We start from the raw sequence: 22542 nt of genomic DNA on the forward strand, positions 1-22542 counted from the left end.
CATGTTCTCGATCCCCGGAAAACAAGCCGTCTCCATCACGCCCGCCGCGGCGAAGCAGATCGCACGACTGATGTCGAAGCAAGGTTCGGCGGGGCTGCGTATCGGCGTCAAGAAAGGCGGCTGTGCGGGCATGGAATACACCATGGATTACGTCGATGACGTGAATCCGATGGATGAACTGGTGGAACAGGATGGTGCACGCGTGATGATCGCGCCAATGGCCCAGATGTTCCTGTTCGGGACTGAAATCGATTATGAAACCACGCTGCTGGAATCGGGTTTCAAGTTCCGCAACCCGAATGTTGTGGACGCTTGCGGCTGCGGTGAATCGGTCAAGTTCCGCGATTAAGGTTTCCCGTTCACCCGCAATGCCCTAGCTTCGTTTGCAAAGCGAAGGAGGAACGATGCGCGGACTGGCTGCCGGTAACTGGAAGATGAACGGGACAGGTGAAAGCCTGTCCGAAATCAAGGCGCTTCTGGACGCCGCCCCCTCCCCCGAATGTGACATCCTGATCTGTCCGCCCGCAACGCTGCTGTCGCGCATGGCGGCGCTGGCAGAAGGCACGGTGCTGAAGATCGGCGGGCAGGATTGCCACGCGGCGGGCAGCGGGGCGCATACGGGTGACATTTCGGCTGCGATGCTGGTGGATGCGGGTGCAAGCCATGTCATCCTTGGCCATTCCGAACGCCGCGCGAACCATGGTGAAACGGATGCGCAGGTTGCGGAGAAGATCACGGCAGCACAGGCTGCAGGCCTGACGACCATCCTCTGCGTCGGAGAGACCGAGGCAGAACGCGACGCAGGCCGCGCGCTGGAGGTGATCGGCGGGCAGATCGACAGCTCCCTTCCCGATGATGTCGATGCAGCACGGCTGGTAGTGGCCTATGAACCTGTCTGGGCCATCGGGACCGGACGCACCCCCACCCCCGACCAAATTTCCGAAGTTCACGACGCCCTGCGCGCCCGCCTGTCGGATCGCTTGGGAACAGGCCAGATCCGGCTGCTTTACGGCGGGTCGGTAAAACCATCCAACGCGGCCGAGATTTTCGCGCTGCATAACGTGAATGGTGCACTGGTCGGTGGGGCAAGCTTGAAGGCAGACGATTTCGCAGGGATCATCGCTGCGCTGGAAGCTGCTTCCTGAAGCCTGCCCTTCGCGCAAGGCCACGTTCCGACCATCGTGCCGGCATCCGCGAACAGGATGCCGGTGCTTGCATCAGGGCCGGCCAAAGGCGGAAAAAAAAGCGGCATCACTGCAAGATGTTGTAGGTTTAACGGTTTTTAAACCCTTGATGCCACCATTTGAAGGGCCATCTAAATCATCCTGACCAAATGGGATGTCTTGACCAGGGGGGCCTTCAAACGTGAAGCAGGACACCATCAAGTTGATGGATATCGCAGTGCGGACCCAGCTGGGCGCGCTGTGCTGGCGCTTGAAGAACGGGCAGCCCAAGATCCTGCTGATCACAAGCCGCGAAACCGGACGCTGGGTGCTGCCGAAAGGCTGGAGGATGGAGGATCGCGACGATGCGTCCGCCGCCGCTCTTGAAGCGTGGGAGGAAGCGGGCGTGACCGGAGAGCTTGGTCAGATGGCCGGGCGATACCGCTACGACAAAGTCGTCTCGCGGCGCACCTCCAGCCAGTTGGCAATCCCCTGCGAAGTGGAAGTTTATCCGCTGAAGGTGACCAGCGTGGCGAAACGCTATCCTGAACACAAGCAGCGCCGCCGGAAGTGGTTTTCCCCCGAAAAGGCGGCCGCCTTGGTGGATGAACCGGATCTTGCGAAGCTGCTTCGCACCTTTGCGGTGAAGGACGCTTGATCTCGGCGCTGATCTGCTTAAATCGGGCAGCGCTGTTGAAGGGGGCAAGATGATCCGCTATGCGCTTAAATGTTCACGCGGCCACGCCTTCGAAAGCTGGTTCCAGTCGGCTGCCGCTTTCGATGCGCTGAAGGCTGCGCGGCATGTTTCGTGCCCCGATTGCGGTGACGCCTCCATCGACAAGGCGCTGATGGCCCCGGCGGTGAAGCATGCTTTGACAGATCCCGCGATGGATCGCGAAAAGGCGCTGGCAGAATTGCGCAGGCAGGTGGAAGCCAATTCAGACGATGTCGGCATGAACTTCGTGACCGAAGCGCGCCGGATGCACGAGGGGGATGTCCCCGCCCGCGCAATCCACGGCATCGCCCGCCTGGACGAGGCGCGTCAGCTTCTGAAGGATGGTATCCCCGTCGCGCCCCTGCCCTTCATGCCGCGCCGCAACACGAACTGACCTACAGCCAGTAAGGCGCCACGCCGTAATGGCCGTAGAAGGTCGTGGCCCAGTCGCGGTTGTCCTGCCAGTCATCCGGACGTTCGGGCGCCCCCTCAAGCTGGTCTTTCGTGATATCGGTGACATATCCGTTAAGCGCCGTGTCGAAGCGCAGCTTCGGCCACGGCACCGGATGATGCGCTTCCCCCATGCCAAGGAAGCCGCCGAATGCCATGACGGCATAGGCAACCTTACCTGAAACCTTGTCGATCATCAGATGGTCGATATGCCCCAGATGATCGCCCGCCGGGCTATAAACCGGCGTGCCGTCCACATCGCGTGTCGAAATCGTACTGCTGGCCATGATCGCCTCCATTGCGAGATGCAAAGATGAACGCAGAGGCAGAACCCAAGTTCCGGCGACGGAACATTCGCAGGGCGCCTACGTTGTGGCATCGCAAGTGCAAAAGGAGAATCTCATGAAACTCGACGGTAAATCTGTCGCTATCCTGATCGCGAACAGCGGCACCGAAGAGGTGGAGTTCCTGAAGCCGAAAGAGGCGCTGGAAAACGCAGGCGCCAAGGTCACCGTCATCAGCGAAAAGGCTGAAGCGGCACAGGCCGTGAACGGCGATCTGGAACCGGCCGGCAAGCACGAGGTGGATACCACCTTCGCCGAAGCCGACGCAACGCGGTTCGACGCGGTCGTAATCCCCGGCGGTACCGTGGGGGCCGATCATCTGCGCGCCGACAAGGATGCTGTCGCTTTCGTGCGCCATTTCGTCGAACAGGAAAAACCCGTTGCCGCCATCTGCCACGGCCCTTGGCTTCTGGTGGAGGCCGACGTCGTGAAGGGCCGCACCCTCACCTCGTTCCCGTCGCTGCAGACCGATATCCGCAATGCGGGCGGCACTTGGGAGGATAAGGAAGTCGTCGTGGACAGCGGCCTTGTCACCAGCCGGAACCCCGATGATCTTCCCGCCTTCTGCGCCAAGCTGGTCGAAGAAGTGGCCGAGGGTAAACATGCCGACATGGGGCGCAGCGCCTGATGCGTGGCGGGGCAATTCTTGCAGCGGCGGCGGTGGTCGTGCTGATCCTGATTTTCGTACTTTGAACGCATGGGGTGCCGGACAAACCGGCACCCCTTTCTCGTCAGCTTTCGTAATGCACCTTCAGTCCTGCGAACGACTGGCTTGTCGGCATAAGCTCCAACGCGTTCACGTTCACATGCGCGGGCAGTGTTCCGATCCACCACATCGTTTCAGCCAGATCTTCGGGCGTAAGCGGTTCGGTACCGGAATACAGCTTTTCATGCGCCTCGGTGTTGCCCTTGGTGCGCACCATCGTGAATTCACTGGTTGCCATTCCCGGTTCCAGCGACGTCACACGCACCCCGGTGCCATGCAGATCCGCCCGCAGGTTCAGGCTGAACTGCCGCACGAAGGCTTTCGTCGCGCCATAAACATTGCCACCCATATACGGCCAGTTCCCCGCGATGGAGGACAGGTTGATGATCCCGCCCTTGCGTTCGATCAGAACCGGCAGAAGGGCCTGCGTGATCGCCACCAAGCCCTTAACGTTGGTATCGATCATGGTCATCCAGTCTGCCAGATCGATATCGGGTGCGGCCTTGGTGCCCAGCGCAAGCCCCGCATTGTTGATCAGCAGGTCGATCCCGCCGAACCCGTCGGGCAGCGCGGCAATGGCCGCCTGCATCGCTGCCACATCGCTGATGTCAAAAGCCAGCGGGCAGAAGGTGTCGCCCAGTTCTGCCCGCAACTCCTCCAGCCGTTCGGCGCGGCGCCCGGTGCCCACGACCTTCCAGCCACCCGCGATGAAACGACGCGCGGTTTCGCGGCCAAAGCCGGCTGTCGCGCCGGTAATGAGGACGGTTTTCATGACAAAGGCTCCTTCTGTCGATGCGGCGTCATCCGAACACGCGCGTCAACGCGGTGTCGATGGCATCTGTGATGGTGTCGATATCGCCAGCCGTTACGATCAGCGGCGGGCTGAGGCACAGCGTGTTGTTCATTCCGGGAAGGGAACGGTTGGTGACGCCGATGATCACCCCTTCGGCGGCGCATTCCGCCACGACCCGCTGCGCAAGGCGTTCCTCCACCGGCTGTTTGGTGCGCCGGTCCGCAACCAGTTCGGCGCCTTGGAACAGGCCGATGCCGCGCACATCGCCGATCACCTCGTGCCGGTCCATCAACGCACGCAGGTTCGCGGCCAATCGGGCACCCATGCGCCGCGTGTTGTCCAGCAGCCCCTCCTCCTCGATGATGCGCATGTTTTCCAGCGCGGCAGCAGGGCCGGATGTGCAGCCCCCGAAGGTGGAAATGTCGCGGAACAGCGCCATCGGATCGGCTGCGTCCTTGAACCTTTCGAACACCGCCTCGGTTGTGACGGTGCAGGAAATCGCCGCATAGCCCGAGGCAAGCCCCTTCGCGAGCGTCACGAAATCGGGCTGCACGCCATAGTTCTGGTATCCGAACCATTTGCCGGTCCTTCCAAGACCGCAAACCACTTCGTCAATATGCAGCAGGATGTCGTACTTGCGGCAGATCTCCTGCACGCGCGGCCAGTATCCTTCGGGTGGGGTGATCACGCCGCCGCCAGCCGTCACAGGCTCCAGACATAAAAGGCCGATGGTGTCCGGCCCTTCGCGCAGGATCACCTCTTCAATCGCATCGGCGGCCCGGCTCCCGTAATCGGGCCCCTCCCATTGCGCACGATATTCAAGGCAATGCGGCACCTGCACGAACCCTTCGGGAAGCGGGCCGTAAAGCGCGGCACGTTCGGGCTGCCCACAAGCCGCCAGCGTTCCCAGCGTCGTGCCGTGATAATCGCGCTCGCGGAACAGTATCTTCGACTTTCCGCCGCCGTGATGCGTGGCCGAAATCTGGCGCACCATCTTGAACACCTTCTCGTTCGCTTCCGAGCCGGAGTTCGAATAATAGACCCGCGACAGCCCCGGCATCTTTTCCAGAAGACGCTGCGCGAAAAGCGCGCCAGGAACCGACCCCGCCGCCCCCGCGAAATAAGGCAGGCGCACAAGCTGGTCGCGCACCGCATCAGCGATGCTGGTGCGGCCATAGCCGACATTCACCGTCCACACCCCGCCCGAAACCGCATCAAGGAACCTGCGCCCCGCCGCATCCCAGACATGCACGCCCTTGCCTTCAACGATGATCCGCGGATCGGACGTTTCGAACATCTTGTGCTGGGTCAGGTGGTGCCACACATGCGCGCGATCGGCTTCAATGACGTGGAACAGATCGTTAGGAGTCATGCGGGCCATCCTGACTGCGCAAAGCTATTGGCGCATCCAACAGGGGCACCCCCGCCTTGGCAAGCCGCTTGCCGCGATCCGCCCGACATTTCTTGCAGGCGGCGCGGATTGACCCGCAGCTGCACAGGAACTGGACAGCGTGCGCATCAAGGACGCTGACGGCACCAGTTTTGCCCCCTCTACCTCCCTGCGGTTGACAGGACCCGCCCCTTCACCCACTCAGTGCGCAAGAAAATGAGGTGCCCATGTCTTCTGCCGCTTCCGCCGATGTCGCTTATGGCATGGGCCTGACACCGGCACGACGCCGCGCGATCTTCGCCTTCCTGATGCTGTCCATGTTCATGGCAACGCTGGACAACCAGATCGTTTCCACCGCCCTTCCAACCATCGTGGCCGAGTTCGGCGCGATGGACCGGTTCAGCTGGATCGGCTCGGCCTATCTGCTGGCCACAAGCGCGGTGATGCCGATCTATGGCAAGCTGGGCGATCTGTTCGGGCGCAAATACGTGATCATGGCGGCGGTGTCACTTTTCACGCTCGGCTCGCTCGCCTCCGGTCTTGCAGGGTCGATGAACCAGCTTATCGCCGCGCGGGTGTTCCAGGGGCTTGGCGGCGGCGGCATCATGGTCTCGATCTTCGCCATCAATTCGGACCTGTTCGAGCCGAGGGAGCGGGCGAAATACCAGAGCTTTTCCAGCCTCGTGCTGATGGCATCGGGCAGCATCGGGCCGACCATCGGCGGCATCCTCAGCACGACGCTGGGCTGGCGGTCGATCTTTCTGGTGAACGTGCCCATCGCAGCCATCGCCCTGACGGGCCTTTACCTGATGCTGCCACTGACCCGCCCGGGCCGCCGCCCCAAGATCGATTGGGCGGGCGCGCTGCTTCTGGCGCTTGCCATCGCCGCCACCGTGCTGTGGGCCGACAGCGCCCAGATCTTCAGATCGATGCTTTCGCCGCCTGCGCTTGTGCTGCCGGCCGTTGCGATTCTGGCCGTCTGCCTGTGGATCCGCATCGAACGCCGCGCACCCGAGCCGATCATGCCGCTGGGCCTGTTCCGCGATCCGGTCTTTCCGCTTCTGCTGATCGTCTCGCTCACCTCGGGCGGGATCGCCATCGGCATGGTCAACTTCCATGCGCTGTTCCTGCAGATGACAACGGGGCTTTCGCCCGCCCATGCCGGCCTGTTCTTTATCGCCGTCACGGGTGGCATCGCGGCAGGATCGCTGACCGCAGGGCGCATCATCGCCCGCACCGGCCGCTACAAGCCGCTTCTGGTGACGGGCCTTTGCCTAAGCGTCGCGACGCTGTTCCTTTTGTCGCGCATGGGGCCGGACACGCCGCTTGCAGCCATCGCGGGGGTGCTGCTGGTGCAGGGGCTGGCGATCGGCCTTGGCCAGCAGGCACCGATCATCGGGGTTCAGTTCTCGGCCCCGCGGCGCGATGTCGGGGCGGCCACGGGGGCGGTGACGCTGATGCGGATGGGCGGGGCGGCGCTTGCCATCTCGGTCTATGGCGCGATCCTGTCATCCTTGCTGGATCCGGCGCGGGTGGCACAGGACAATGCCGCCGCCTATGCCGAGGCGTTCACCGGCGTGTATCTGGGCGCGATGGTGATCGCTATGATCGGGCTGGTGGCCGCGCTGCTTCTGCGGCCGGCACTGATCCCCGCCGCTCAGCCTGCCCGCGCGCCGGTTGAAAGGTAACGTGCCAGCGCAGGCGCGGTCAGCACCACGAAGATGAACCGCGCCACCTGCATTGCCATCACGAACGGCAGGTCGATGTTCATGGAAGGTGAGGATGCGATGATCGCAACCGTGTCGGCTCCGCCGGGGCTGGTGGCCAGCAGCGCCGTCAGCAGGTCCACCCCTGCCACGAGGTGCAGCAGGTATCCGAATCCCGCACAAACCCCGATCAGGATCATGATCGACCCAAGGACGCGCGGAAACGTCCTGGCGGCATGGCGCACCACCTCATGGGTGAAACGCAGGCCCACGCCGAAGCCGATCACCGCATAGGACAGCGCCAACAGCCACGGTGGCAGCACCAGCGGCATCACCCCGGTAAACTTCACCACCAGCCCCAGCATCAGCGGAACCAGAAGCGCCCCACCCGGAATGCGCGATCTTGATCCGGCGAATGCAGCCAGCACGGCCAGCCCCAGGGTCATGGCCGCCCCGGCAATGTCCAGCGGCGGGAACCAGTCAACCTGCTGCACGGCCGTCGGGTCCAACCCCAGCGACCGCGCCAGAATGGTGGAAACAAGGGCACAGCACGCCACGCGCAGATACTGCATGAAGGCCACCAGCCGCATATCCGCGCCATAGGATTCCGAGACCAGCACCATGGCGGCCGCCGCGCCCGGGGATGATCCCCAGATCGCGGTGGTGCCCGGAAACAGCTGGGCGCGCGTCATGAAATATCCAAGCACCGCCGCCGCCAGCACGGTGAACAGCACGCCCGAAACGAAGATCGGCCAGTCGCGCGCGATCTCGTCGAACAGGTCCAGCGGCAGGACGGAGGCCATCATCAGCCCCACAACGCTTTGCGACAGGATGAAGGCAGGGCGCGGCACCCGCACCGAGGCTTCGTTCACCGCCATGAAGATGGCGGCGAACATCGGGCCCAGAAGCAGCGCCGCCGGCAGGTGGAACATCTCCATCAGCAGCACAAGCACAAGTGCGATCCCGACCAGAAGCACCCACCGAGCCGAAGCAGGCCAGCGGGCGGGAGGAAAGCGGGTGCTCATGCGATGCTCCTTGAGGGGCCGCGCCCGCAATACGGGCGCGGCATCGGTCAGCCCAGCCGGCCAGTCAGCCTGTCATGAAGCGCGATGCTGCGCGCGTCCAGCCCTTCGAACGACACTTCGGTATCGTGATTGCTATACCGCGTGCGGATCGAATCCAGCGCCGCAACGGTGGACGCATCCCAAATCTGCGCACGGCTGAGGTCAACCGTCACGCGGGGCGGATCCTCTGCATAGCGGAACTGCTCGAACAGATCGTTGGAAGAGGCGAAGAACAGCGGTCCCTCCACCTCGTAGCGGGCACCGTCCGAAAGCCTGCGCACCTCGATCACGTGGGCCACGCGGCGGGCAAAGAACATGACCGCCAGCAGCACCCCGCCGCCCACGCCGATGGCAAGGTTGTGCGTGACCACCGTCAGCACCACCGTCGCCACCATCACCAGCGTTTCGGGCAGCGGCATCAGCCGCAGCGTTCCCGGCCGAACCGAGTGCCAGTCCATCGTCTGCACGGCCACCACCATCATCACGCCCGCCAGCGCCACCATCGGGATCTGCGCCATCAGCCCGGACAGAACGGTCACCAACAGCAAAAGCACAAGCCCGGCCACGAAGGTGGACACGCGCGACCGCCCGCCCCCGATCTTCACGTTCACCACCGTCTGCCCGATCATCGCGCAGCCCGCGATCCCGCCGTAAAAGCCGGCAGCGATGTTCGCGACGCCAAGACCCCAGGATTCGCGGCCCTTGTGGCTGCGGGTGTCCGTCATCTCGTCCACCAGCTTTGCCGTCAGCAGCGATTCCAGCAGGCCCACGAAGGCAACCGACAATGCGGGCGCCCAGATGATCGCAAGGGTTTCACGTGTCAGCGGAACCGTCAGTTCGGTCAGGCCCGGAAGGCCGGGGGCCATTTCCCCCTCGCCGCCCACGTTGGGAACGGCGATGCCACCGAAGATGGCGATGGCCGTCACCAGCACGATGGCCACCAGTGCCGACGGCACCGCCGTGGTGAAGCGCGGCATCACCAGCACGATGGCCAGCGTCGCCAACAGCATCGCGTAAACGGCTGGCGATCCGCCCAGAACATGCGGTACCTGCGCCATGAAGATCAGGATGCCAAGAGCGTTCACGAAGCCGATCATCACCGAACGCGGAATGAACCGCATCAGCCGCGCCAGCCCGCCCAAGCCGAAGGCGATCTGGATCGCGCCCGCCAGCAGGATCGTCGGCAGGATGTATCCCACGCCATAGCGGTGCACCATGGGGCCGATCACCAGTGCAATCGAGCCTGCGGCCGCCGTCACCATGGCGGGCCGCCCGCCGATCACGGACATGATCAGGCACATCACGACCGACGCGACCAGCGCGGTTTTCGGGTCCACCCCCGAGATGAACGAGAAGGAAATCACCTCTGGCACCAGCGCAAGGGCGGTCACGATCCCGGCCAGTGTTTCGCGCGTCAGTGCAGAGGGCGAGCGAAGAACGGACATCGCCGAGGGCGAGTCCTCTGCCCCGGGCGGGGCGGTCACGGTTGCAGTCATTGGTCGTCGTATCCTTTCGGACTGGTTACCCGGTCTACCCTTGCGAGGGGTCGGCGTTCCTGCGACCATCGACCGGATGGGCCGCCGCACATGCAAAGTTCCATTCACGGTAGCGTGACATCATGTCAGCCGCATCCGACGACGGAAAATCCTGAAAGCCACGTATGAAGGCCCAACCATCAAGCACAAGCTCGGAACGAGGGACATGACAGCATATCCACGCAAGTGCGCGCGCATTCTTGCGACGCTGGCCGCAATGATGCTGATGCTGGCCGGTCCGGCGATGGCGCAGGGATCCGCTGGGCAAGAGGCCTTGCGTGCCGGCGTTGTTGCGCTTCATCGTCAGAAGGTTCCCGTAACCGTGCCCCTTACAGGTCAGGCCGCAGCCCGCAGCGAGGCAGAAATCCGCCCGCTTGTGGACGGAATCGTTACGTCAATTATCTATCAGCCGGGCAGTGAAGTAAAGGCGGGCGACCCGCTGTTCACGATCGACCCGCGCAGTTATCAGGCTGATCTGGATTCCGCGCAGGCGCAGCTTGAAAGCGCCCGCGCAGCCCTGCCCGCCGCCGAGGCCACCGCCGAACGGTTCGAACGGCTGGCCGGCACAGGGGTGACGCAGGCCGATGTGGACCAGGCGCGCGTGACGTTGCTTCAGGCCCGCGCCGCCATCAGCCAGGCCGAAGCATCGCTGGCCACCGCCCGCATCAACCTTGACCGCACCACCATCACCAGCCCGATCGACGGGGTGGCGGGCATTCCCGAAACCTCGGTGGGGGATCTTGTCACCTCAGGGCAATCCGCCGCGCTGACAACGGTGACGGCGCTGGACCCGATCTATGTCGATCTCTCGGCGGCCAGTTCGCAGATGCTGCAAACCCGCGCGCGCATCGCCAGCGGCGACATGGACCCGGGTGATCACCTGAACATCTCCATCCGGCTGGAAAACGGCGAGGTTTACGACGGCACCGGCATCGTGCGCGCCATCTCCTCCACCGTGTCCACGACCACGGGCACCATCCGCATCCGGGTGGAGTTCGAGAACCCTCGCCAGCTGATCCTGCCCGGCATGTTCGTTCGCGCGTCCGTCACGGTGGGAACAGCCGATGCCTTCCTGATCCCGCAGCTTGCCGCGACGCTGGAACCCGATGGCCGCATCAGCGTCTGGACCCTGAACGGCGAAAGCGAAGCGACCGAGGTCACGGTGACGCCCGCCGGCAGCAGCGACAACGCGTGGATCGTCACGCAAGGGCTGGAAGACGGCGCCCGCATCATCGTCGACAATTGCGATGCGGTATCCGAAGGCACCACGAGCCAACCGGTGGAGGCGCGGGTCAACGATCTTGGCGTCGTGGAAGAAACGGGCAACTGATGGCACGTTTCTTCATCCACCGCCCCGTCTTCGCCTGGGTTCTGGCCATCGTTACGATGCTGTTCGGGGCGCTTGGCATCACCACCCTGCCGATTTCCCAATACCCCGAGGTGGCGCCCCCCACTGTCCGCATCTCGGCCAGCTATAACGGCGCCTCGGCGGAAGCGGTGCAGAACTCCGTCACCACCGTGATCGAGGATGCGATGACCGGCCTTGACGGGCTGCTTTACATGACATCCTCGTCCTCTCGGGGACGATCGTCGATCGCGATGGTGTTTGATGACAGCGTCGATGGCGATGATGCGCAGGTCGATGTGCAGAACCAGCTTCAGCGCGTGATCAACCAGCTGCCCGATACGGTGCAGGACAACGGCGTCACGGTGCGGCAATCCACCTCCTCCATCCTGATGATCGGGGCGCTGGTCAGTGCCGACAACCGCTATAGCGCGCTGGAATTGGCCGACATGCTGGAAGAAACGGTCGAAGGGCCGATCCAGCGCACGCCCGGCGTGTCGGGCATCAACGTGTTCGGCTCCGGCTATGCCATGCGGATCTGGCTGGATCCCGACCGGCTGGTGCAATACCAGCTGACGCCCGCCGATGTGACAGGCGCGGTTTCTGCCCAGAACAGCACCGTCACGGTCGGATCTCTGGGGGAACAGCCCAATATCGAAGGCCAGCAATTCACAGCCGAGATCACGGCCCAAAGCCAGCTGACCACCGTGGACCAGTTCCGCAACATCCTGCTGAAAACCGGCGAGGATGGGGCCGCGGTCCGTCTTGGCGATGTGGCGAGGGTGGAGATAGGTCAGGAAAGCTATGGCCGTGACAGCCGCTTCAGCCGGTCCAACGCGGCCGGCTTCGGCGTGAACCTGCAAAACGGGGCGAATGCCGTGGAAACGGCAAGAAACGTGCGCGAAGTGCTGGACGGCCTGGCCAACGCCTTCCCCGAAGGCGTCAGCATCGCTTATGCCTATGACACCTCGCCCTTCGTGGAACTGTCGATCAAGAAGGTCGAACACACCCTGATCGAGGCGATCATCCTCGTCTTCATCGTGATGTTCGTGTTCCTGCAGAACTGGCGCGCCACGCTGATCCCGACGCTGGCGGTGCCGGTCGTGCTTCTGGGCACCTTCGGCATCCTTTCGGTTCTGGGATATTCCATCAACACGCTGACGATGTTCGCCATGGTGCTGGCCATCGGCCTTCTGGTGGATGATGCCATCGTGGTGGTGGAAAACGTCGAACGGGTGATGGAGGAGGAAGGCCTTGGCCCTGTCGAGGCGACTGAAAAGTCGATGGGCCAGATCACCGGCGCGCTGGTGGGGATCGGCATGATCCTGTCGGTCGTGTTCCTGCCGATGGCGTTCTTCGGCGGTTCAACGGGCATCATCTATCGCCAGTTCTCGATCACGATCATCTCGGCCATGGTGCTGTCGGTTCTGGTCGCGCTGATCCTGACGCCGGCGCTTTGCGCCACCATGTTGCGCCCGCGAAAGCATGGCGGGGGCGTTGCCCCTGCCCGCTGGTTCAACCGCAACTTCGACCGCTTCACCCGCGGCTATGTCGGGGCCAACCGGCGGATCCTGCGCCGCCCCTTCGCCGCCCTTGCCGCCCTTGCGGTGGTGATCGGCCTGATCTGGGTGATGTTCTCCAACATCTCGTCCTCGTTCCTGCCGCAGGAAGATCAGGGATCGCTGATGGTCATCGTGCGCCTGCCCGACGGATCAACCAGCGCCCAGACCAATGCCGCCATGAAAACGGTGGAGGATTACCTGCTGGACGAAGAAGGCGATGCCATCGCCAGCACCTTTGCCGCGCTTGGCTTCGGCTGGGGCGGCAATGCCCAGAACAGCGGCATGATCTTCGTTCGGATGAAGGATTTCGCGGAACGCGCCAGCGATCCGGACCTTGGCGCAGGGGCCGTGGCGCAGCGGGCAAACGCCCACTTCCGCAAAACCATGCGCGCAGGGCGCATCATCGTCATCCAGCCTTCGGCCATTCCCGGCATGGGCAACAGCTCCGGCTTCGAGATGTACCTGATCGACCAGTCCGGCGCGGGGCAAGAGGCGCTGCGCCGCGCCGCCGACCTTCTGGTCGAACGCGCGACCGAAGACGGGCAGGTCACGAACCTGCGCGGAAATGAAAACCAGGACCGCACCGCCATGCGGATCGATATCGATGCGCAAAAGGCCGAAAGCTATGGCCTGACCCTAACCGAGGTGAACGCCATGCTGGGGATCATCTTCTCGGGGCGGGACGTCAACGACTTCGAGATGGGTGCAGAACTGCGCCCCGTGATCGTGCAGGGCGACGCGCCGTTCCGGATGCAGCCCGACGACGTTTACCGCTGGCAGGCCCGCAATTCCGACGGCGAAATGGTACCCTTCCCCTCCTTTGCCAGCATCGGATGGGAAACCGTTCCCGCCTCGCTTGACCGTTACGGCGGCACCTCCGCGATCCAGATTTCGGGCGCACCGGCGGAAGGCGTCTCCTCGGGTCAGGCCATGGACCGGATGGAGGAACTGGTGGCAGACCTTCCCGGCAGCTATGGCGCCGCATGGACAGGTTTGTCATACCAGGAACGGCTTTCGGGATCACAGGCCCCGTTCCTTTACGCCATCTCGGTGCTGGTCGTGTTCCTTTGCCTTGCCGCGCTTTATGAAAGCTGGACGATCCCGATTTCCGTCCTGCTGGCAGTGCCCGTGGGGGTTGTGGGTGCCCTGGCGGCGGCGCTTCTGACGGGACAGGCCAATGACGTCTATTTCAAGGTGGGGCTTCTGACCACCATCGGCCTTGCCGCCAAGAACGCCATCCTGATCGTGGAGTTCGCGGTGGATCTGCAACGGCAAGGCCGGACCCTGATCGACGCCACGCTGGAAGCCGCCCGCCAGCGCCTGCGCCCGATCCTCATGACCTCGTTCGCGTTCATTCTGGGGGTGGTTCCGCTGGCCACCGCCACCGGCGCGGGTGCAGGCGCCCAGAACGCCATCGGCATCGGCGTGCTGGGGGGGATGACCTCGGCCACGATCCTTGGCATCTTCCTCGTGCCGGCGTTCTTCGTCTGCGTCCGCCGCATCTTCAGCCGCAAGGAAACCAAATGATCCGTCCCATCCTGTTGTTGCTGATGCTGTCCACCGCAGGCTGCGCCGTAGGGCCCGATTACACCGCACCGCAGATCCGCCTTGCCTCCACCTTCGCCGAAGGAAGTGCCGGCCCCATCGGGGAAGTCGCCTCCCGCCGCTGGTGGACGGCTTATAACGATCCGGTGCTGAACGATCTGGTTGCACGCGGGCTGGCGCAGAACCTTGACCTTGCCGCCGCCAACGAACGCATCGCCGCCGCCGAGGCCAGCCTGCGCCAGACGGGGCTGAGCGCATCGGTCGATGGCGGCGTCAGTGCCAGCAGCAGCCGGCGCGGCGGTGCCGTTCAGGCCGCCGGCACGCAAAGCGCGACAACGCTGAACGCCCAGTTCGTGATCGACCTGTTCGGCGGCGTGCGCCGTGCACGCCAGGCGGCACTGGCCAATCTTGGCGCGGCAGAGGCGGATGTGGGCGTGACCCGGCTTGCCTATCTTTCGGCGATCCTTGGTGCCTATATCGACGCGCGGTATAACCAGAATGCGCTGGAACTGACGCGTCGAACCATTGCCACCCGCGAACGCACGCTGGAAATCACGCAGAACCAGCGCGCTTCGGGTGCGGCAACCGAACTGGACGAGGCGCAGGTGCAGGCCCTTCTGGACGATGCCCGCGCCAATCTTCCCGCACTGGAAGCGGCGTTCCTGTCCAACGTTTATGCAATTGCAACGCTGTTGGCCGAACCGGCGCAGCCGCTGGTGGCACGGATGCAGGCGGGTGCGCCGCAGCCCAGACCGCGCAATGCGGCCGCCATCGGCATCCCTGCCGATCTGGTTCGCAACCGCCCAGATGTCCGGCAGGCCGAACGCCAACTGGCCCAGTCGGTGGCGCAGGTGGGCGTGGCGACGGCGCAGCTTTACCCCTCGGTTACGCTGTCCGGCTCCGTCACCGAAGGCGGGACCGATGCGTGGAGCTTCGGCCCCTCACTTGCGCAAGCCATCTTCAATCAGCCGCAACTGCGCGCGGCGCGGGACGAAAGCCTGTCCGCAGCGCGGCAGGCCGAGATTGCGTGGCGGCAAAGCGTGCTGGACGCGGTGGAGGATGTGCAAAGCGCAAACAGCACCTTCCGGCGCGACGGGCGGACGGTGGCGCTTCTTGCCCGGTCCGTCGCCTCGTACGAGCGGGCGCTGACCCTTTCGCAGCAGAACTTCGAGGCGGGTGCCCTGTCACTTCTGGATCTTCTGGACACCGACCGCTCGCTTGCCAATGCGCGTCTGGGCGAGGCGTCGGCGGTGCGCGATCAGGCCGTCGATTATGCGACGTTGCAGATCGCGCTTGGGGCGGGCGCCTATCCGGCGCCCTGACCCGTCATTTCGGCAAGGCCCCGCAGAAACCGCCCGTGGCAACTGCGCCTGATCCCAGCGCCAGCAGCGCCGGCGCCTTGTAGGGGTTTGCCGGCGCGCCTGTCACATCCAGCGCGATCACGCCAAGGATGAAGGCCAGTGCCGCCCCTGCTGTCAGCTTGCGCGTCATGCCCGGCCCTCCAGCCCCAGATGGGGGCGCAGGCGCACGCCCAGCGCCGATCCGGCAAAGCCTGCCGCGAACCACGCCCAGCCATGCAGGCTGCCGGTGGAAATGCCCGAAAAGAACGCCCCCACATTGCAGCCGAACGCCAGGCGCGAGGAATAGCCAAGCAGGAAGCCCGCGATGATCGTGGCGATCCATGCCCGTGCGGGCAGGCTCGGCAGGGGCTGCGACAACCCTCCGCGACGCCACGCCGCCACAAGGAACGCCCCGCCGATGATGCCGAAATTGGTAAGCGAGGTAACATCGGTCAGAACGCTTTGCCCGATGCGCGCGGCGTTGCCCGGTGCGGCCCAGAAGGCGGAACCCGACAGGTCGGCACCCATTGACGTTGCAGCCTTGGCAACCCAAAGGCCAAGGCCATAAACCACGCCCCAGGGCTGCCCCGCCACCACGAGGTTGCCAAGTGCCAGTGCCGCCATCAGCACGGCCGCCACGATCAGCCGCGTCGGGATGCGGCGCGTGCCGGGCGCGGCAATCACCAGCACCACCACGGCCACCAGCGCCAGCAGCCCCAGCGTCACCGCAAGCCCGCCGGTGCCCTGCAGAACGATGATTGGCAGCGATCCAAGGTCGGTCCACCACACAAGGTTCAACGCCCCGAAAAAGCTTCCGATGCAGAAGAACGGCAGCGCAACAAGGCTGACCGGGTTTCCGCTGCCCGCATTCACCAGCGTTCCCGATCCGCAACCAAGAACGATCTGCATCGCGATGCCGAACACAAAAGCACCGCCAACCATCGCGAAACCTATCGGGGCCTGCGCGCCCGTAAGCTCCCCCGCGTGGGAGGAAAGGAGCGGAAAGGCGACAACAGCCACCAGCGCAATGGCCAGAAGCTGCGCAAGAATGCCCGCCGGATCACGCCGCAGCAGCATCGCCCGCCAAGGACCTGCAAATCCGAAACGCAACCCCTCCAGCACGATGCCGAACCCAAGGCCGATGGCCAGCAGCAGCCCGAACCGTGCGCCCGCCAGCAGCGACACGGCCCCGACGGCAACAAGTGCCAGAAGGATCAGCGTACCGCGTTTTGCCCCTGCCCCTGCAGGGGCATCGATCGCAGCCGTTGCCATCAGTTCACGCCCCGGATCTGCCGCAGCAGGTTGTCCATCAGGCCGGGTACGTTCGCCATTTCACCGCCGTTATGGGAATAGCCGACAACGGATTCGGGATAGAGCTTCACGTTCGGCAGCCCCGCCAGTTCCGAAAGCGCGAACCATTCGGTGGAGGCCCAGTGACCGGTATTGCAGAAGGACACCACCTCTTCCTGCCCGTTCAGGCCAAGCCGCGCGGCGATTTCCTTGGCGTTGGTGGCATCACCGATGCGGGGCGTGCCATCGAACCAGACGGAATGGGGAACATTTTCCGCCCCCGGAAGCGTGCCGGGGCGGTCAGCCGAAGGGTGCGCCTGCTTGCCCTCGAAGAAGGCGGGCGGGCGGGCGTCCACCAGCGTGGCGGTCTTTTCGCCGCCCACGACAGCGTTCACGTCTTCCTCGGTGGCCAGCCACTGGTCCGAGAAGGTGATGTCGATATCCGACGGCTGCGGCGCAGTGGCCTGCGTGGTGACTGCAAGGCCTGCATCGCGCCAGGCGTTCATGCCGCCGTTGAGGATCGCGATCTGGCTGACGCCCGAAGATTTCAGCGTCCAATAGACGCGTGCCGCCGCACCGAAGTCGCTGTCATCCTTGCCTTGGTGCACGATCAGCGTGGGGCGTTCGTACGTCACGCCCAGATCGCGCAGCGTCGCCTCCAGCTTGTCTTCGGGGATCAGCTCTCCGGGGTTGCTGGCCGGCCCGCGGAACAGCGAATAAGGTGCGGAAACCGCGCCTTCGATATGGCCCTTGTCGAAGCCTTCCTCGCGGATATCGAGGATCAGCGGCGCGGTTGCTTCCTGCACCTGTGCCGGGGCCAGAAGCGGACCGAAGTCATTGGCAGCTGCCATACCGGCCCATCCGGCCAGCGTGATCGCGGAAAGAAGAATGGTTTTCATCGGATGCCCCGTCTGCATGGGTTTGGCCTCCATTTCGGCGGTTTGCCGCCTGATCACAAGTGGCACGGGGGAAACGGCCGCTCGCTATGCCCCTTGCGCGTTTCGCGTCATCCAGCGGGGGCGAACGGCCGTTCTTTCGCTGCCATCACGGCGGAACAAGGTTCCTGTGCCGTCGGGCCATGGCGGGGGATGTCCTTATTGCGCGACCCTCTTGCATGGGAACGGAAGGCGGCATAGCTTCGCGTGAACTGCTCGTTGGGGTGCCCGTTCCGGGGCTGAGAGGTGCCGCGCACCGACCCATCGAACCTGATCCGGGTCATGCCGGCGTAGGGAACGAGCGGACGGATGCGCGCAAACCGGCGCGCGGCGTTCTGCCGCCCCTGCCCGTCATGCCCCCATGTGGAGAGAACGCATGACCAAGACGGCATTGACCATCGCAGGCTCCGACAGTGGCGGCGGCGCGGGGATCCAGGCCGACCTGAAGGCATTCTCGGCGCTTGGCGTTTACGGCGCCAGCGTGCTGACGGCGATCACGGCGCAGAACACAGTGGACGTGCGTGCCGTTGATGCGGTGGCCCCGCCCATGATCGCAGCGCAGATGTCGGCGGTACTGGATGACATCGCCGTTGATGCGATCAAGATCGGGATGGTCGGCGGGCCGGAGGCGATTGCCGTGGTTGCGGCTGGCCTGCCCGATCTGCCCGTGGTGCTGGATCCGGTGATGATCGCCAAATCCGGCGCGGCACTGCTGCCGGACAGCGCGATCGAGGCGCTGGTGTCGCAACTGCTGCCCCGCGCCACGATCCTGACGCCGAACCTGCCGGAAGCGGCGCGCCTGCTGGGCACCAAGCCCGCCACGACCGAGGAGGAGATGCTGGCGCAGGGCCGTGCGCTGCGTGCGCTTGGCCCCCGCTTCGTGCTGATGAAGGGCGGTCATGCCGACGGCCCCGTTTGCACCGACCTGCTGGTGGGCACGGGGGTGGAGCGGTTCACCGCCCCCCGCATCCACACCCGGAACACACATGGCACCGGCTGCTCTCTATCCGCGGCCATCGCTGCCGGGCTGGCACAGGGACTGCCGATGACCGATGCCGTGCGTCGCGCGCATGGCTGGCTGCAAGGCGCGATCCGCGCCGCCGACGGGCTGGGGATCGGGCGCGGCCACGGCCCCGTGCATCACTTCCACGAGGTGTGGGCATGATCACCATCCGCGGCGCCGGTGTTCTTGGCCTTTGCATCGCAACAGAACTTACGGCGCGCGACGTTCCGGTGCAGATCGCCGGCAGCCCTGCCGGGCCAGAGGCATGTTCGTGGTATGCGGGCGGCATGCTCGCCCCCTTCTGCGAAGGGGAGGCGGCGGAAGAACCCGTCACCCGCAACGGCTTGATCGCTGCCGACTGGTGGCAGGCACAAGGCGTTCCCGTCATGCGCAACGGCACGCTGGTCGTCAGCCCCGCCCGTGACCGCGCGGAGGTGACACGCTTTGCCCGCCGCACCAGCAATCACCGCGACATCGCCCCGGCCGAGGTGGAGCCCGACCTTGCCCGCTTCACGCGCGGGCTGTTTTTTGATGACGAGGCCCATCTGACACCCCGCGACGCGCTGGCGATCCTGACAGCAAATCTGCAAGGCAAGGGCATCGCCTTCGGGGCCGAACCGCAAGGCCGCATCATCGATGCGCGCGGCCTTGCCGCCCGCGATGCCCTGCGCGATCTGCGCGGCGTGCGCGGCGAAATGCTGGTGATCCGCTGCCGCGACATCACCCTGTCACGCCCTGTCCGGCTGCTTCATCCGCGCATTCCGCTTTACATCGTGCCGCGCGGCGACGGTGTTTTCATGCTGGGCGCGACAACGGTGGAATCCGCCCATCGCGGCCCCGTCACCGCGCGTGCGGTGCTGGAGATGCTTTCCGCCGCCTATGCCCTGCACCCCGCCTTCGCCGAGGCGGAGGTGCTGGAGCTTGGGGCCGATGCCCGCCCCGCCTTTCCCGACAACCTGCCCCGCATCCGCCGCAAGGGCGATACGATCCATGCCAACGGTTTGTATCGCCATGGCTTCCTGCTGGCGCCCGCCGTGGCGCAAATGGTGGCGGACCACATCACCACGGGCCAACGACCGGAGTTCATGGATGAAGATCACGATTAACGGCACCCCGCACGATCTGCGCGCCACCACCGTTGCCGAGGCGCTGGAGGAAGCGGGCTTCACCGGCAAGCTTGCCACCGCCCTGAACGGCGATTTCGTTCCCGCAGGCCTTCGCGCCACCACGGCACTGACCGAAGGTGCGGCGCTGGAAGTGCTTGCCCCCATGCAGGGAGGCTGAGGATGCCCACCTTCTATGGCACCGAAGTTTCCAGTGCGCTGATGCTGGGCACCGCGGGATACCCCTCGCCCGCCATTCTGGCCGAAGCGTTCCGCGCCTCGGGGGCGGGCATCGCCACCGTGTCCTTGCGGCGCGAAACCGGCGGCGGGCAGGATTTCTGGGCGTTGATCCGCGATCTTGGCACCCGCATCCTGCCCAACACTGCCGGCTGCCACACCGTGCGCGAGGCCGTCACCACCGCCCAGATGGCCCGCGAGGTGTTCGACACGCCATGGATCAAGCTGGAGGTGATCGGCCATGCCGACAGCCTGCAGCCCGATCCTTTCGCACTGGTCGAAGCCGCCAGCATCCTGACGGCGGACGGGTTTCAGGTCTTCCCCTATTGTACCGAGGATCTGATCGTCTGCGAACATCTTCTGGATGCGGGATGCGAGGTTCTCATGCCCTGGGGTGCGCCCATCGGATCGGGCCTTGGGCTGAACAACCGTTACGGGCTGCGGGCGTTGCGGGCGCATTTTCCGGATGTTCCTCTGGTGGTGGATGCGGGCATCGGCCTGCCCAGCCATGCCGCAGCCGCGATGGAAATGGGGTTTGACGCCGTTCTGCTGAACACCGCCGTGGCCAAGGCGGGCGATCCCGCAGGCATGGCCCGTGCCATGGCGCTGGCGATCGAGGCGGGCACCGCCGCCCATGCCGCCGACCCGATGGAGCCGCGCGACATGGCCGCGCCCTCCACCCCCCTTATCGGAAAGGCCTTCCTGTGACGCTTCCCCGCTTCTATCCCATTTTCGACAGCGCCGACTGGATCGCCCGCGCCCTGCCCCTTGGCGTGCGCATGGTGCAGTTGCGCGTGAAGGACCGCGATCCGGAGGAGGAGATTACCCGCGCCCGCGATCTGTGCCGTGCGGCGGGTGCCATCCTTGTGGTGAACGATCACTGGCAGGCCGCGCTGGATCTGGACTGCGACTGGGTGCATCTGGGGCAAGAGGATCTGGACGACGCTGACCTGCCGGCCATCAAGGCCCGCCTGAAGCTTGGCATCTCCACCCATGACGAGGCGGAGCTGGAGCGGGCGCTGGCCTGCGATCCCGATTACATCGCCCTTGGTCCCGTCTGGCCGACCATCCTGAAGAAGATGAAATGGGAACGGCAGGGGGTGGAAAAGCTGACCGAATGGAAGGCGCGGATCGGGACCATCCCGCTTTGTGCCATCGGTGGCCTGACGCCCGAACGCGCACGCGAGGCGCTGGCAGCGGGCGCCGACATCGCCTCGGCCGTTACCGACATCACGCTGAACCCTGACCCCCAGGCAAGGATGCGCGAATGGCTGACGCTTTAAGATACGCGCGTCAAGCGCTGGTCACGGGGCCGGAGGGCGAGGCGAAGCTGCGCGCCGCGCATGTGCTGATCGTGGGTGCCGGTGGCCTTGGCGTGCCGGCGCTGCAATATCTTGTCGGCGCGGGCATCGGGCACATCACCCTGATCGATCCCGACAGGGCCGAGGAAACGAACCTGCACCGCCAGCCCATCTATGGCCGCCACATCGGCAAGCCAAAAGCCACGGCGGCAGCAGCAGAAATGGCGGCGCTGAACCCCCTTGCCACCGTGACACCACTGATATGCACGCTTGATCCGTCGAATGCGGCGATGGTGGCGCAGGCGGATGTGGTTCTGGATTGCGCCGACAGTTTCGCTGCCAGCTACACCCTTTCGGATGCCTGCCTTGCGGCGGGGGTGCCGCTCATCTCGGCCTCGGTTCTGGGGGTCGCGGGTTATGTCGGCGGCTTTTGCGGCGGCGCGCCCTCGCTTCGTGCGGTGTTTCCCGACCTGCCCGAAACGCTTGCAAGCTGTTCGACGGCAGGCGTGCTGGGCCCGATGGTGGGAATGCTGGGGGCAATGCAGGCGCAGATGGCGCTTTCGGTGCTGTTGGGGCTTGCCCCCTCACCGCTTGGTCAGTTGATCCGGATGGACGGGCTGCGCCCTTCGACCTTCCGTTTCGATCGCGCGCCCGAACCGCAAGGCGGATACCGGTTCATCGCGCGCAGCGACCTGCGGAAAACCGACCTGATCGTGGAACTGCGCGGAAAGGACGAGACACCCGCAGCGATCGCTCCCCATGCCCTGCGGCAACCCGGCCGCGTCACCCCCCACGAGGGGCAGCGCACCGTCTTTGCCTGCCGCTCGGGGCTGCGCGCATGGCGGGCGGCGGATGCCCTGGCCACGAGGTGGGACGGAGAGATTGCGCTGCTCGCCGCGGGGGATTTCTGAACCACGGCAGGCAGGAGTACGGGAACGTTGCCTGAACCTGTCCAAAAGAACAGTTCTGTTAAACTTTCTGCGGTATTCAATATGTAATGCTATCATTTAGGTGT

Annotated in this window: 23 protein-coding genes and 1 riboswitch; of the genes, 15 read left to right on the top strand and 8 right to left on the bottom strand. The window is 64.7% G+C overall.

Translation table 11 applies throughout. The features are described from left to right. Position 1 precedes the first annotated feature (1 nt). The 4 genes from JX25_RS07210 (at position 2) to JX25_RS07225 (ending at position 2272) form a co-directional block, all read left to right on the top strand. Entirely contained in the window at positions 2 to 349 is a 348-nt protein-coding gene (locus JX25_RS07210; RefSeq protein WP_128254360.1) for a HesB/IscA family protein, read from the top strand. Between the two features lie 55 nt (positions 350 to 404). Beyond that, on the top strand, positions 405 to 1145 hold the full coding sequence (gene tpiA, locus JX25_RS07215) for a triose-phosphate isomerase (protein WP_128254361.1): 741 nt from the start codon (positions 405 to 407) through the stop codon (positions 1143 to 1145). 220 nt (positions 1146 to 1365) lie between these two features. Next, on the top strand, positions 1366 to 1821 hold the full coding sequence (locus JX25_RS07220) for an NUDIX hydrolase (protein ID WP_241557877.1): 456 nt from the start codon (positions 1366 to 1368) through the stop codon (positions 1819 to 1821). A 49-nt stretch (positions 1822 to 1870) separates the two neighbouring features. Continuing rightward, positions 1871 to 2272: a DUF1178 family protein gene (locus tag JX25_RS07225; RefSeq protein WP_128254362.1), complete on the top strand. Its 402-nt coding sequence runs from the start codon at positions 1871 to 1873 to the stop codon at positions 2270 to 2272. Between the two features lies 1 nt (position 2273). Here JX25_RS07225 and JX25_RS07230 read toward each other — a convergent pair whose 3' ends face one another. Next, on the bottom strand, positions 2274 to 2615 hold the full coding sequence (locus tag JX25_RS07230; RefSeq protein ID WP_206611530.1) for a PRC-barrel domain-containing protein: 342 nt from the start codon (positions 2613 to 2615) through the stop codon (positions 2274 to 2276). A gap of 115 nt (positions 2616 to 2730) precedes the next feature. On the opposite strand from JX25_RS07230, the gene JX25_RS07235 reads away from it, so the two are divergent. Beyond that, positions 2731 to 3300, top strand: a complete 570-nt coding sequence (locus tag JX25_RS07235; protein ID WP_128254364.1) for a type 1 glutamine amidotransferase domain-containing protein — start codon at positions 2731 to 2733, stop codon at positions 3298 to 3300. A gap of 103 nt (positions 3301 to 3403) precedes the next feature. On the opposite strand, the gene JX25_RS07240 is transcribed toward JX25_RS07235, so the two are convergent. Continuing rightward, the gene (locus JX25_RS07240) at positions 3404 to 4150 is read right to left on the bottom strand and encodes an SDR family NAD(P)-dependent oxidoreductase (protein WP_128254365.1); all 747 of its coding nucleotides are present in this window, start codon (positions 4148 to 4150) and stop codon (positions 3404 to 3406) included. Positions 4151 to 4178: 28 nt separating this feature from the next. Continuing rightward, the gene (locus JX25_RS07245; protein WP_128254366.1) at positions 4179 to 5543 is read right to left on the bottom strand and encodes an aminotransferase family protein; all 1365 of its coding nucleotides are present in this window, start codon (positions 5541 to 5543) and stop codon (positions 4179 to 4181) included. 245 nt (positions 5544 to 5788) lie between these two features. Between JX25_RS07245 and JX25_RS07250 the strand changes: the two genes are divergently transcribed. Continuing rightward, positions 5789 to 7249 (top strand): MDR family MFS transporter, encoded by a 1461-nt coding sequence (locus tag JX25_RS07250; RefSeq protein WP_128254367.1) that lies wholly within the window; start codon positions 5789 to 5791, stop codon positions 7247 to 7249. Here the strand turns inward: JX25_RS07250 and JX25_RS07255 are convergent. Further along, on the bottom strand, positions 7219 to 8292 hold the full coding sequence (locus JX25_RS07255; protein WP_128254368.1) for an AbrB family transcriptional regulator: 1074 nt from the start codon (positions 8290 to 8292) through the stop codon (positions 7219 to 7221). The two genes, JX25_RS07250 and JX25_RS07255, sit on opposite strands and share 31 nt — an antisense overlap. Before the next feature lie 47 nt (positions 8293 to 8339). Continuing rightward, a complete protein-coding gene (locus JX25_RS07260) occupies positions 8340 to 9776 on the bottom strand; it encodes a SulP family inorganic anion transporter (protein ID WP_206611531.1) in 1437 nt (478 codons plus the stop codon). A 256-nt stretch (positions 9777 to 10032) separates the two neighbouring features. Between JX25_RS07260 and JX25_RS07265 the strand changes: the two genes are divergently transcribed. The 3 genes from JX25_RS07265 to JX25_RS07275 are packed head-to-tail and all read left to right on the top strand — an operon-like array spanning position 10033 to position 15640. Then, a complete protein-coding gene (locus JX25_RS07265; protein ID WP_128254370.1) occupies positions 10033 to 11196 on the top strand; it encodes an efflux RND transporter periplasmic adaptor subunit in 1164 nt (387 codons plus the stop codon). Further along, positions 11196 to 14300, top strand: a complete 3105-nt coding sequence (locus tag JX25_RS07270) for an efflux RND transporter permease subunit (RefSeq protein WP_128254371.1) — start codon at positions 11196 to 11198, stop codon at positions 14298 to 14300. The genes JX25_RS07265 and JX25_RS07270 overlap by 1 nt, the downstream gene beginning before the upstream one ends. Beyond that, complete coding sequence (locus JX25_RS07275; protein ID WP_128254372.1) at positions 14297 to 15640, top strand: efflux transporter outer membrane subunit; 1344 nt, start codon at positions 14297 to 14299, stop codon at positions 15638 to 15640. The genes JX25_RS07270 and JX25_RS07275 overlap by 4 nt, the downstream gene beginning before the upstream one ends. Before the next feature lie 4 nt (positions 15641 to 15644). On the opposite strand, the gene JX25_RS14810 is transcribed toward JX25_RS07275, so the two are convergent. From JX25_RS14810 to JX25_RS07285, 3 genes are read right to left on the bottom strand one after another with little or no spacing between them, the layout of a single operon-like run. Further along, a complete protein-coding gene (locus JX25_RS14810; protein WP_164876083.1) occupies positions 15645 to 15809 on the bottom strand; it encodes a hypothetical protein in 165 nt (54 codons plus the stop codon). Beyond that, complete coding sequence (locus tag JX25_RS07280; RefSeq protein WP_128254373.1) at positions 15806 to 16930, bottom strand: YeeE/YedE family protein; 1125 nt, start codon at positions 16928 to 16930, stop codon at positions 15806 to 15808. The genes JX25_RS14810 and JX25_RS07280 overlap by 4 nt, the downstream gene beginning before the upstream one ends. Continuing rightward, complete coding sequence (locus tag JX25_RS07285) at positions 16930 to 17847, bottom strand: sulfurtransferase (RefSeq protein ID WP_128254374.1); 918 nt, start codon at positions 17845 to 17847, stop codon at positions 16930 to 16932. The genes JX25_RS07280 and JX25_RS07285 overlap by 1 nt, the downstream gene beginning before the upstream one ends. A gap of 246 nt (positions 17848 to 18093) precedes the next feature. Continuing rightward, positions 18094 to 18197, top strand: a riboswitch (TPP riboswitch). 62 nt (positions 18198 to 18259) lie between these two features. Between JX25_RS07285 and thiD the strand changes: the two genes are divergently transcribed. From thiD to JX25_RS07315, 6 genes are read left to right on the top strand one after another with little or no spacing between them, the layout of a single operon-like run. Further along, on the top strand, positions 18260 to 19048 hold the full coding sequence (gene thiD, locus JX25_RS07290; protein ID WP_128254375.1) for a bifunctional hydroxymethylpyrimidine kinase/phosphomethylpyrimidine kinase: 789 nt from the start codon (positions 18260 to 18262) through the stop codon (positions 19046 to 19048). Further along, a complete protein-coding gene (locus JX25_RS07295) occupies positions 19045 to 19992 on the top strand; it encodes an FAD-dependent oxidoreductase (protein ID WP_128254376.1) in 948 nt (315 codons plus the stop codon). Before thiD ends, JX25_RS07295 begins: the two co-directional genes overlap by 4 nt. Then, positions 19976 to 20170 (top strand): sulfur carrier protein ThiS, encoded by a 195-nt coding sequence (thiS, locus tag JX25_RS07300; RefSeq protein ID WP_128254377.1) that lies wholly within the window; start codon positions 19976 to 19978, stop codon positions 20168 to 20170. The genes JX25_RS07295 and thiS overlap by 17 nt, the downstream gene beginning before the upstream one ends. A 2-nt stretch (positions 20171 to 20172) precedes the next feature. After that, positions 20173 to 20934: a thiazole synthase gene (locus JX25_RS07305; RefSeq protein WP_128254378.1), complete on the top strand. Its 762-nt coding sequence runs from the start codon at positions 20173 to 20175 to the stop codon at positions 20932 to 20934. Then, the gene (locus JX25_RS07310; RefSeq protein WP_128254379.1) at positions 20931 to 21509 is read left to right on the top strand and encodes a thiamine phosphate synthase; all 579 of its coding nucleotides are present in this window, start codon (positions 20931 to 20933) and stop codon (positions 21507 to 21509) included. Before JX25_RS07305 ends, JX25_RS07310 begins: the two co-directional genes overlap by 4 nt. Next, on the top strand, positions 21494 to 22438 hold the full coding sequence (locus JX25_RS07315; protein WP_128254380.1) for a HesA/MoeB/ThiF family protein: 945 nt from the start codon (positions 21494 to 21496) through the stop codon (positions 22436 to 22438). The genes JX25_RS07310 and JX25_RS07315 overlap by 16 nt, the downstream gene beginning before the upstream one ends. Positions 22439 to 22542 lie beyond the last annotated feature (104 nt).

Origin of the sequence: Falsirhodobacter deserti (genome assembly GCF_004015795.1) — a bacterium.
GTDB classification, from domain to species: domain Bacteria; phylum Pseudomonadota; class Alphaproteobacteria; order Rhodobacterales; family Rhodobacteraceae; genus Falsirhodobacter; species Falsirhodobacter deserti.

Excerpts from the sequence above, each read along its gene's own strand:
- JX25_RS07210 (WP_128254360.1), top strand. The coding sequence starts at position 2 with ATGTTCTCGATCCCCGGAAAACAAGCCGTCTCCATCACGCCCGCCGCG.
- tpiA (WP_128254361.1), top strand. The coding sequence starts at position 405 with ATGCGCGGACTGGCTGCCGGTAACTGGAAGATGAACGGGACAGGTGAA.
- JX25_RS07225 (WP_128254362.1), top strand. The coding sequence starts at position 1,871 with ATGATCCGCTATGCGCTTAAATGTTCACGCGGCCACGCCTTCGAAAGC.
- JX25_RS07230 (WP_206611530.1), bottom strand. The coding sequence starts at position 2,615 with ATGGCCAGCAGTACGATTTCGACACGCGATGTGGACGGCACGCCGGTT.
- JX25_RS07235 (WP_128254364.1), top strand. The coding sequence starts at position 2,731 with ATGAAACTCGACGGTAAATCTGTCGCTATCCTGATCGCGAACAGCGGC.
- JX25_RS07240 (WP_128254365.1), bottom strand. The coding sequence starts at position 4,150 with ATGAAAACCGTCCTCATTACCGGCGCGACAGCCGGCTTTGGCCGCGAA.
- JX25_RS07245 (WP_128254366.1), bottom strand. The coding sequence starts at position 5,543 with ATGACTCCTAACGATCTGTTCCACGTCATTGAAGCCGATCGCGCGCAT.
- JX25_RS07250 (WP_128254367.1), top strand. The coding sequence starts at position 5,789 with ATGTCTTCTGCCGCTTCCGCCGATGTCGCTTATGGCATGGGCCTGACA.
- JX25_RS07255 (WP_128254368.1), bottom strand. The coding sequence starts at position 8,292 with ATGAGCACCCGCTTTCCTCCCGCCCGCTGGCCTGCTTCGGCTCGGTGG.
- JX25_RS07260 (WP_206611531.1), bottom strand. The coding sequence starts at position 9,776 with ATGTCCGTTCTTCGCTCGCCCTCTGCACTGACGCGCGAAACACTGGCC.
- JX25_RS07265 (WP_128254370.1), top strand. The coding sequence starts at position 10,033 with ATGACAGCATATCCACGCAAGTGCGCGCGCATTCTTGCGACGCTGGCC.
- JX25_RS07270 (WP_128254371.1), top strand. The coding sequence starts at position 11,196 with ATGGCACGTTTCTTCATCCACCGCCCCGTCTTCGCCTGGGTTCTGGCC.
- JX25_RS07275 (WP_128254372.1), top strand. The coding sequence starts at position 14,297 with ATGATCCGTCCCATCCTGTTGTTGCTGATGCTGTCCACCGCAGGCTGC.
- JX25_RS14810 (WP_164876083.1), bottom strand. The coding sequence starts at position 15,809 with ATGACGCGCAAGCTGACAGCAGGGGCGGCACTGGCCTTCATCCTTGGC.
- JX25_RS07280 (WP_128254373.1), bottom strand. The coding sequence starts at position 16,930 with ATGGCAACGGCTGCGATCGATGCCCCTGCAGGGGCAGGGGCAAAACGC.
- JX25_RS07285 (WP_128254374.1), bottom strand. The coding sequence starts at position 17,847 with ATGAAAACCATTCTTCTTTCCGCGATCACGCTGGCCGGATGGGCCGGT.
- thiD (WP_128254375.1), top strand. The coding sequence starts at position 18,260 with ATGACCAAGACGGCATTGACCATCGCAGGCTCCGACAGTGGCGGCGGC.
- JX25_RS07295 (WP_128254376.1), top strand. The coding sequence starts at position 19,045 with ATGATCACCATCCGCGGCGCCGGTGTTCTTGGCCTTTGCATCGCAACA.
- thiS (WP_128254377.1), top strand. The coding sequence starts at position 19,976 with ATGAAGATCACGATTAACGGCACCCCGCACGATCTGCGCGCCACCACC.
- JX25_RS07305 (WP_128254378.1), top strand. The coding sequence starts at position 20,173 with ATGCCCACCTTCTATGGCACCGAAGTTTCCAGTGCGCTGATGCTGGGC.
- JX25_RS07315 (WP_128254380.1), top strand. The coding sequence starts at position 21,494 with ATGGCTGACGCTTTAAGATACGCGCGTCAAGCGCTGGTCACGGGGCCG.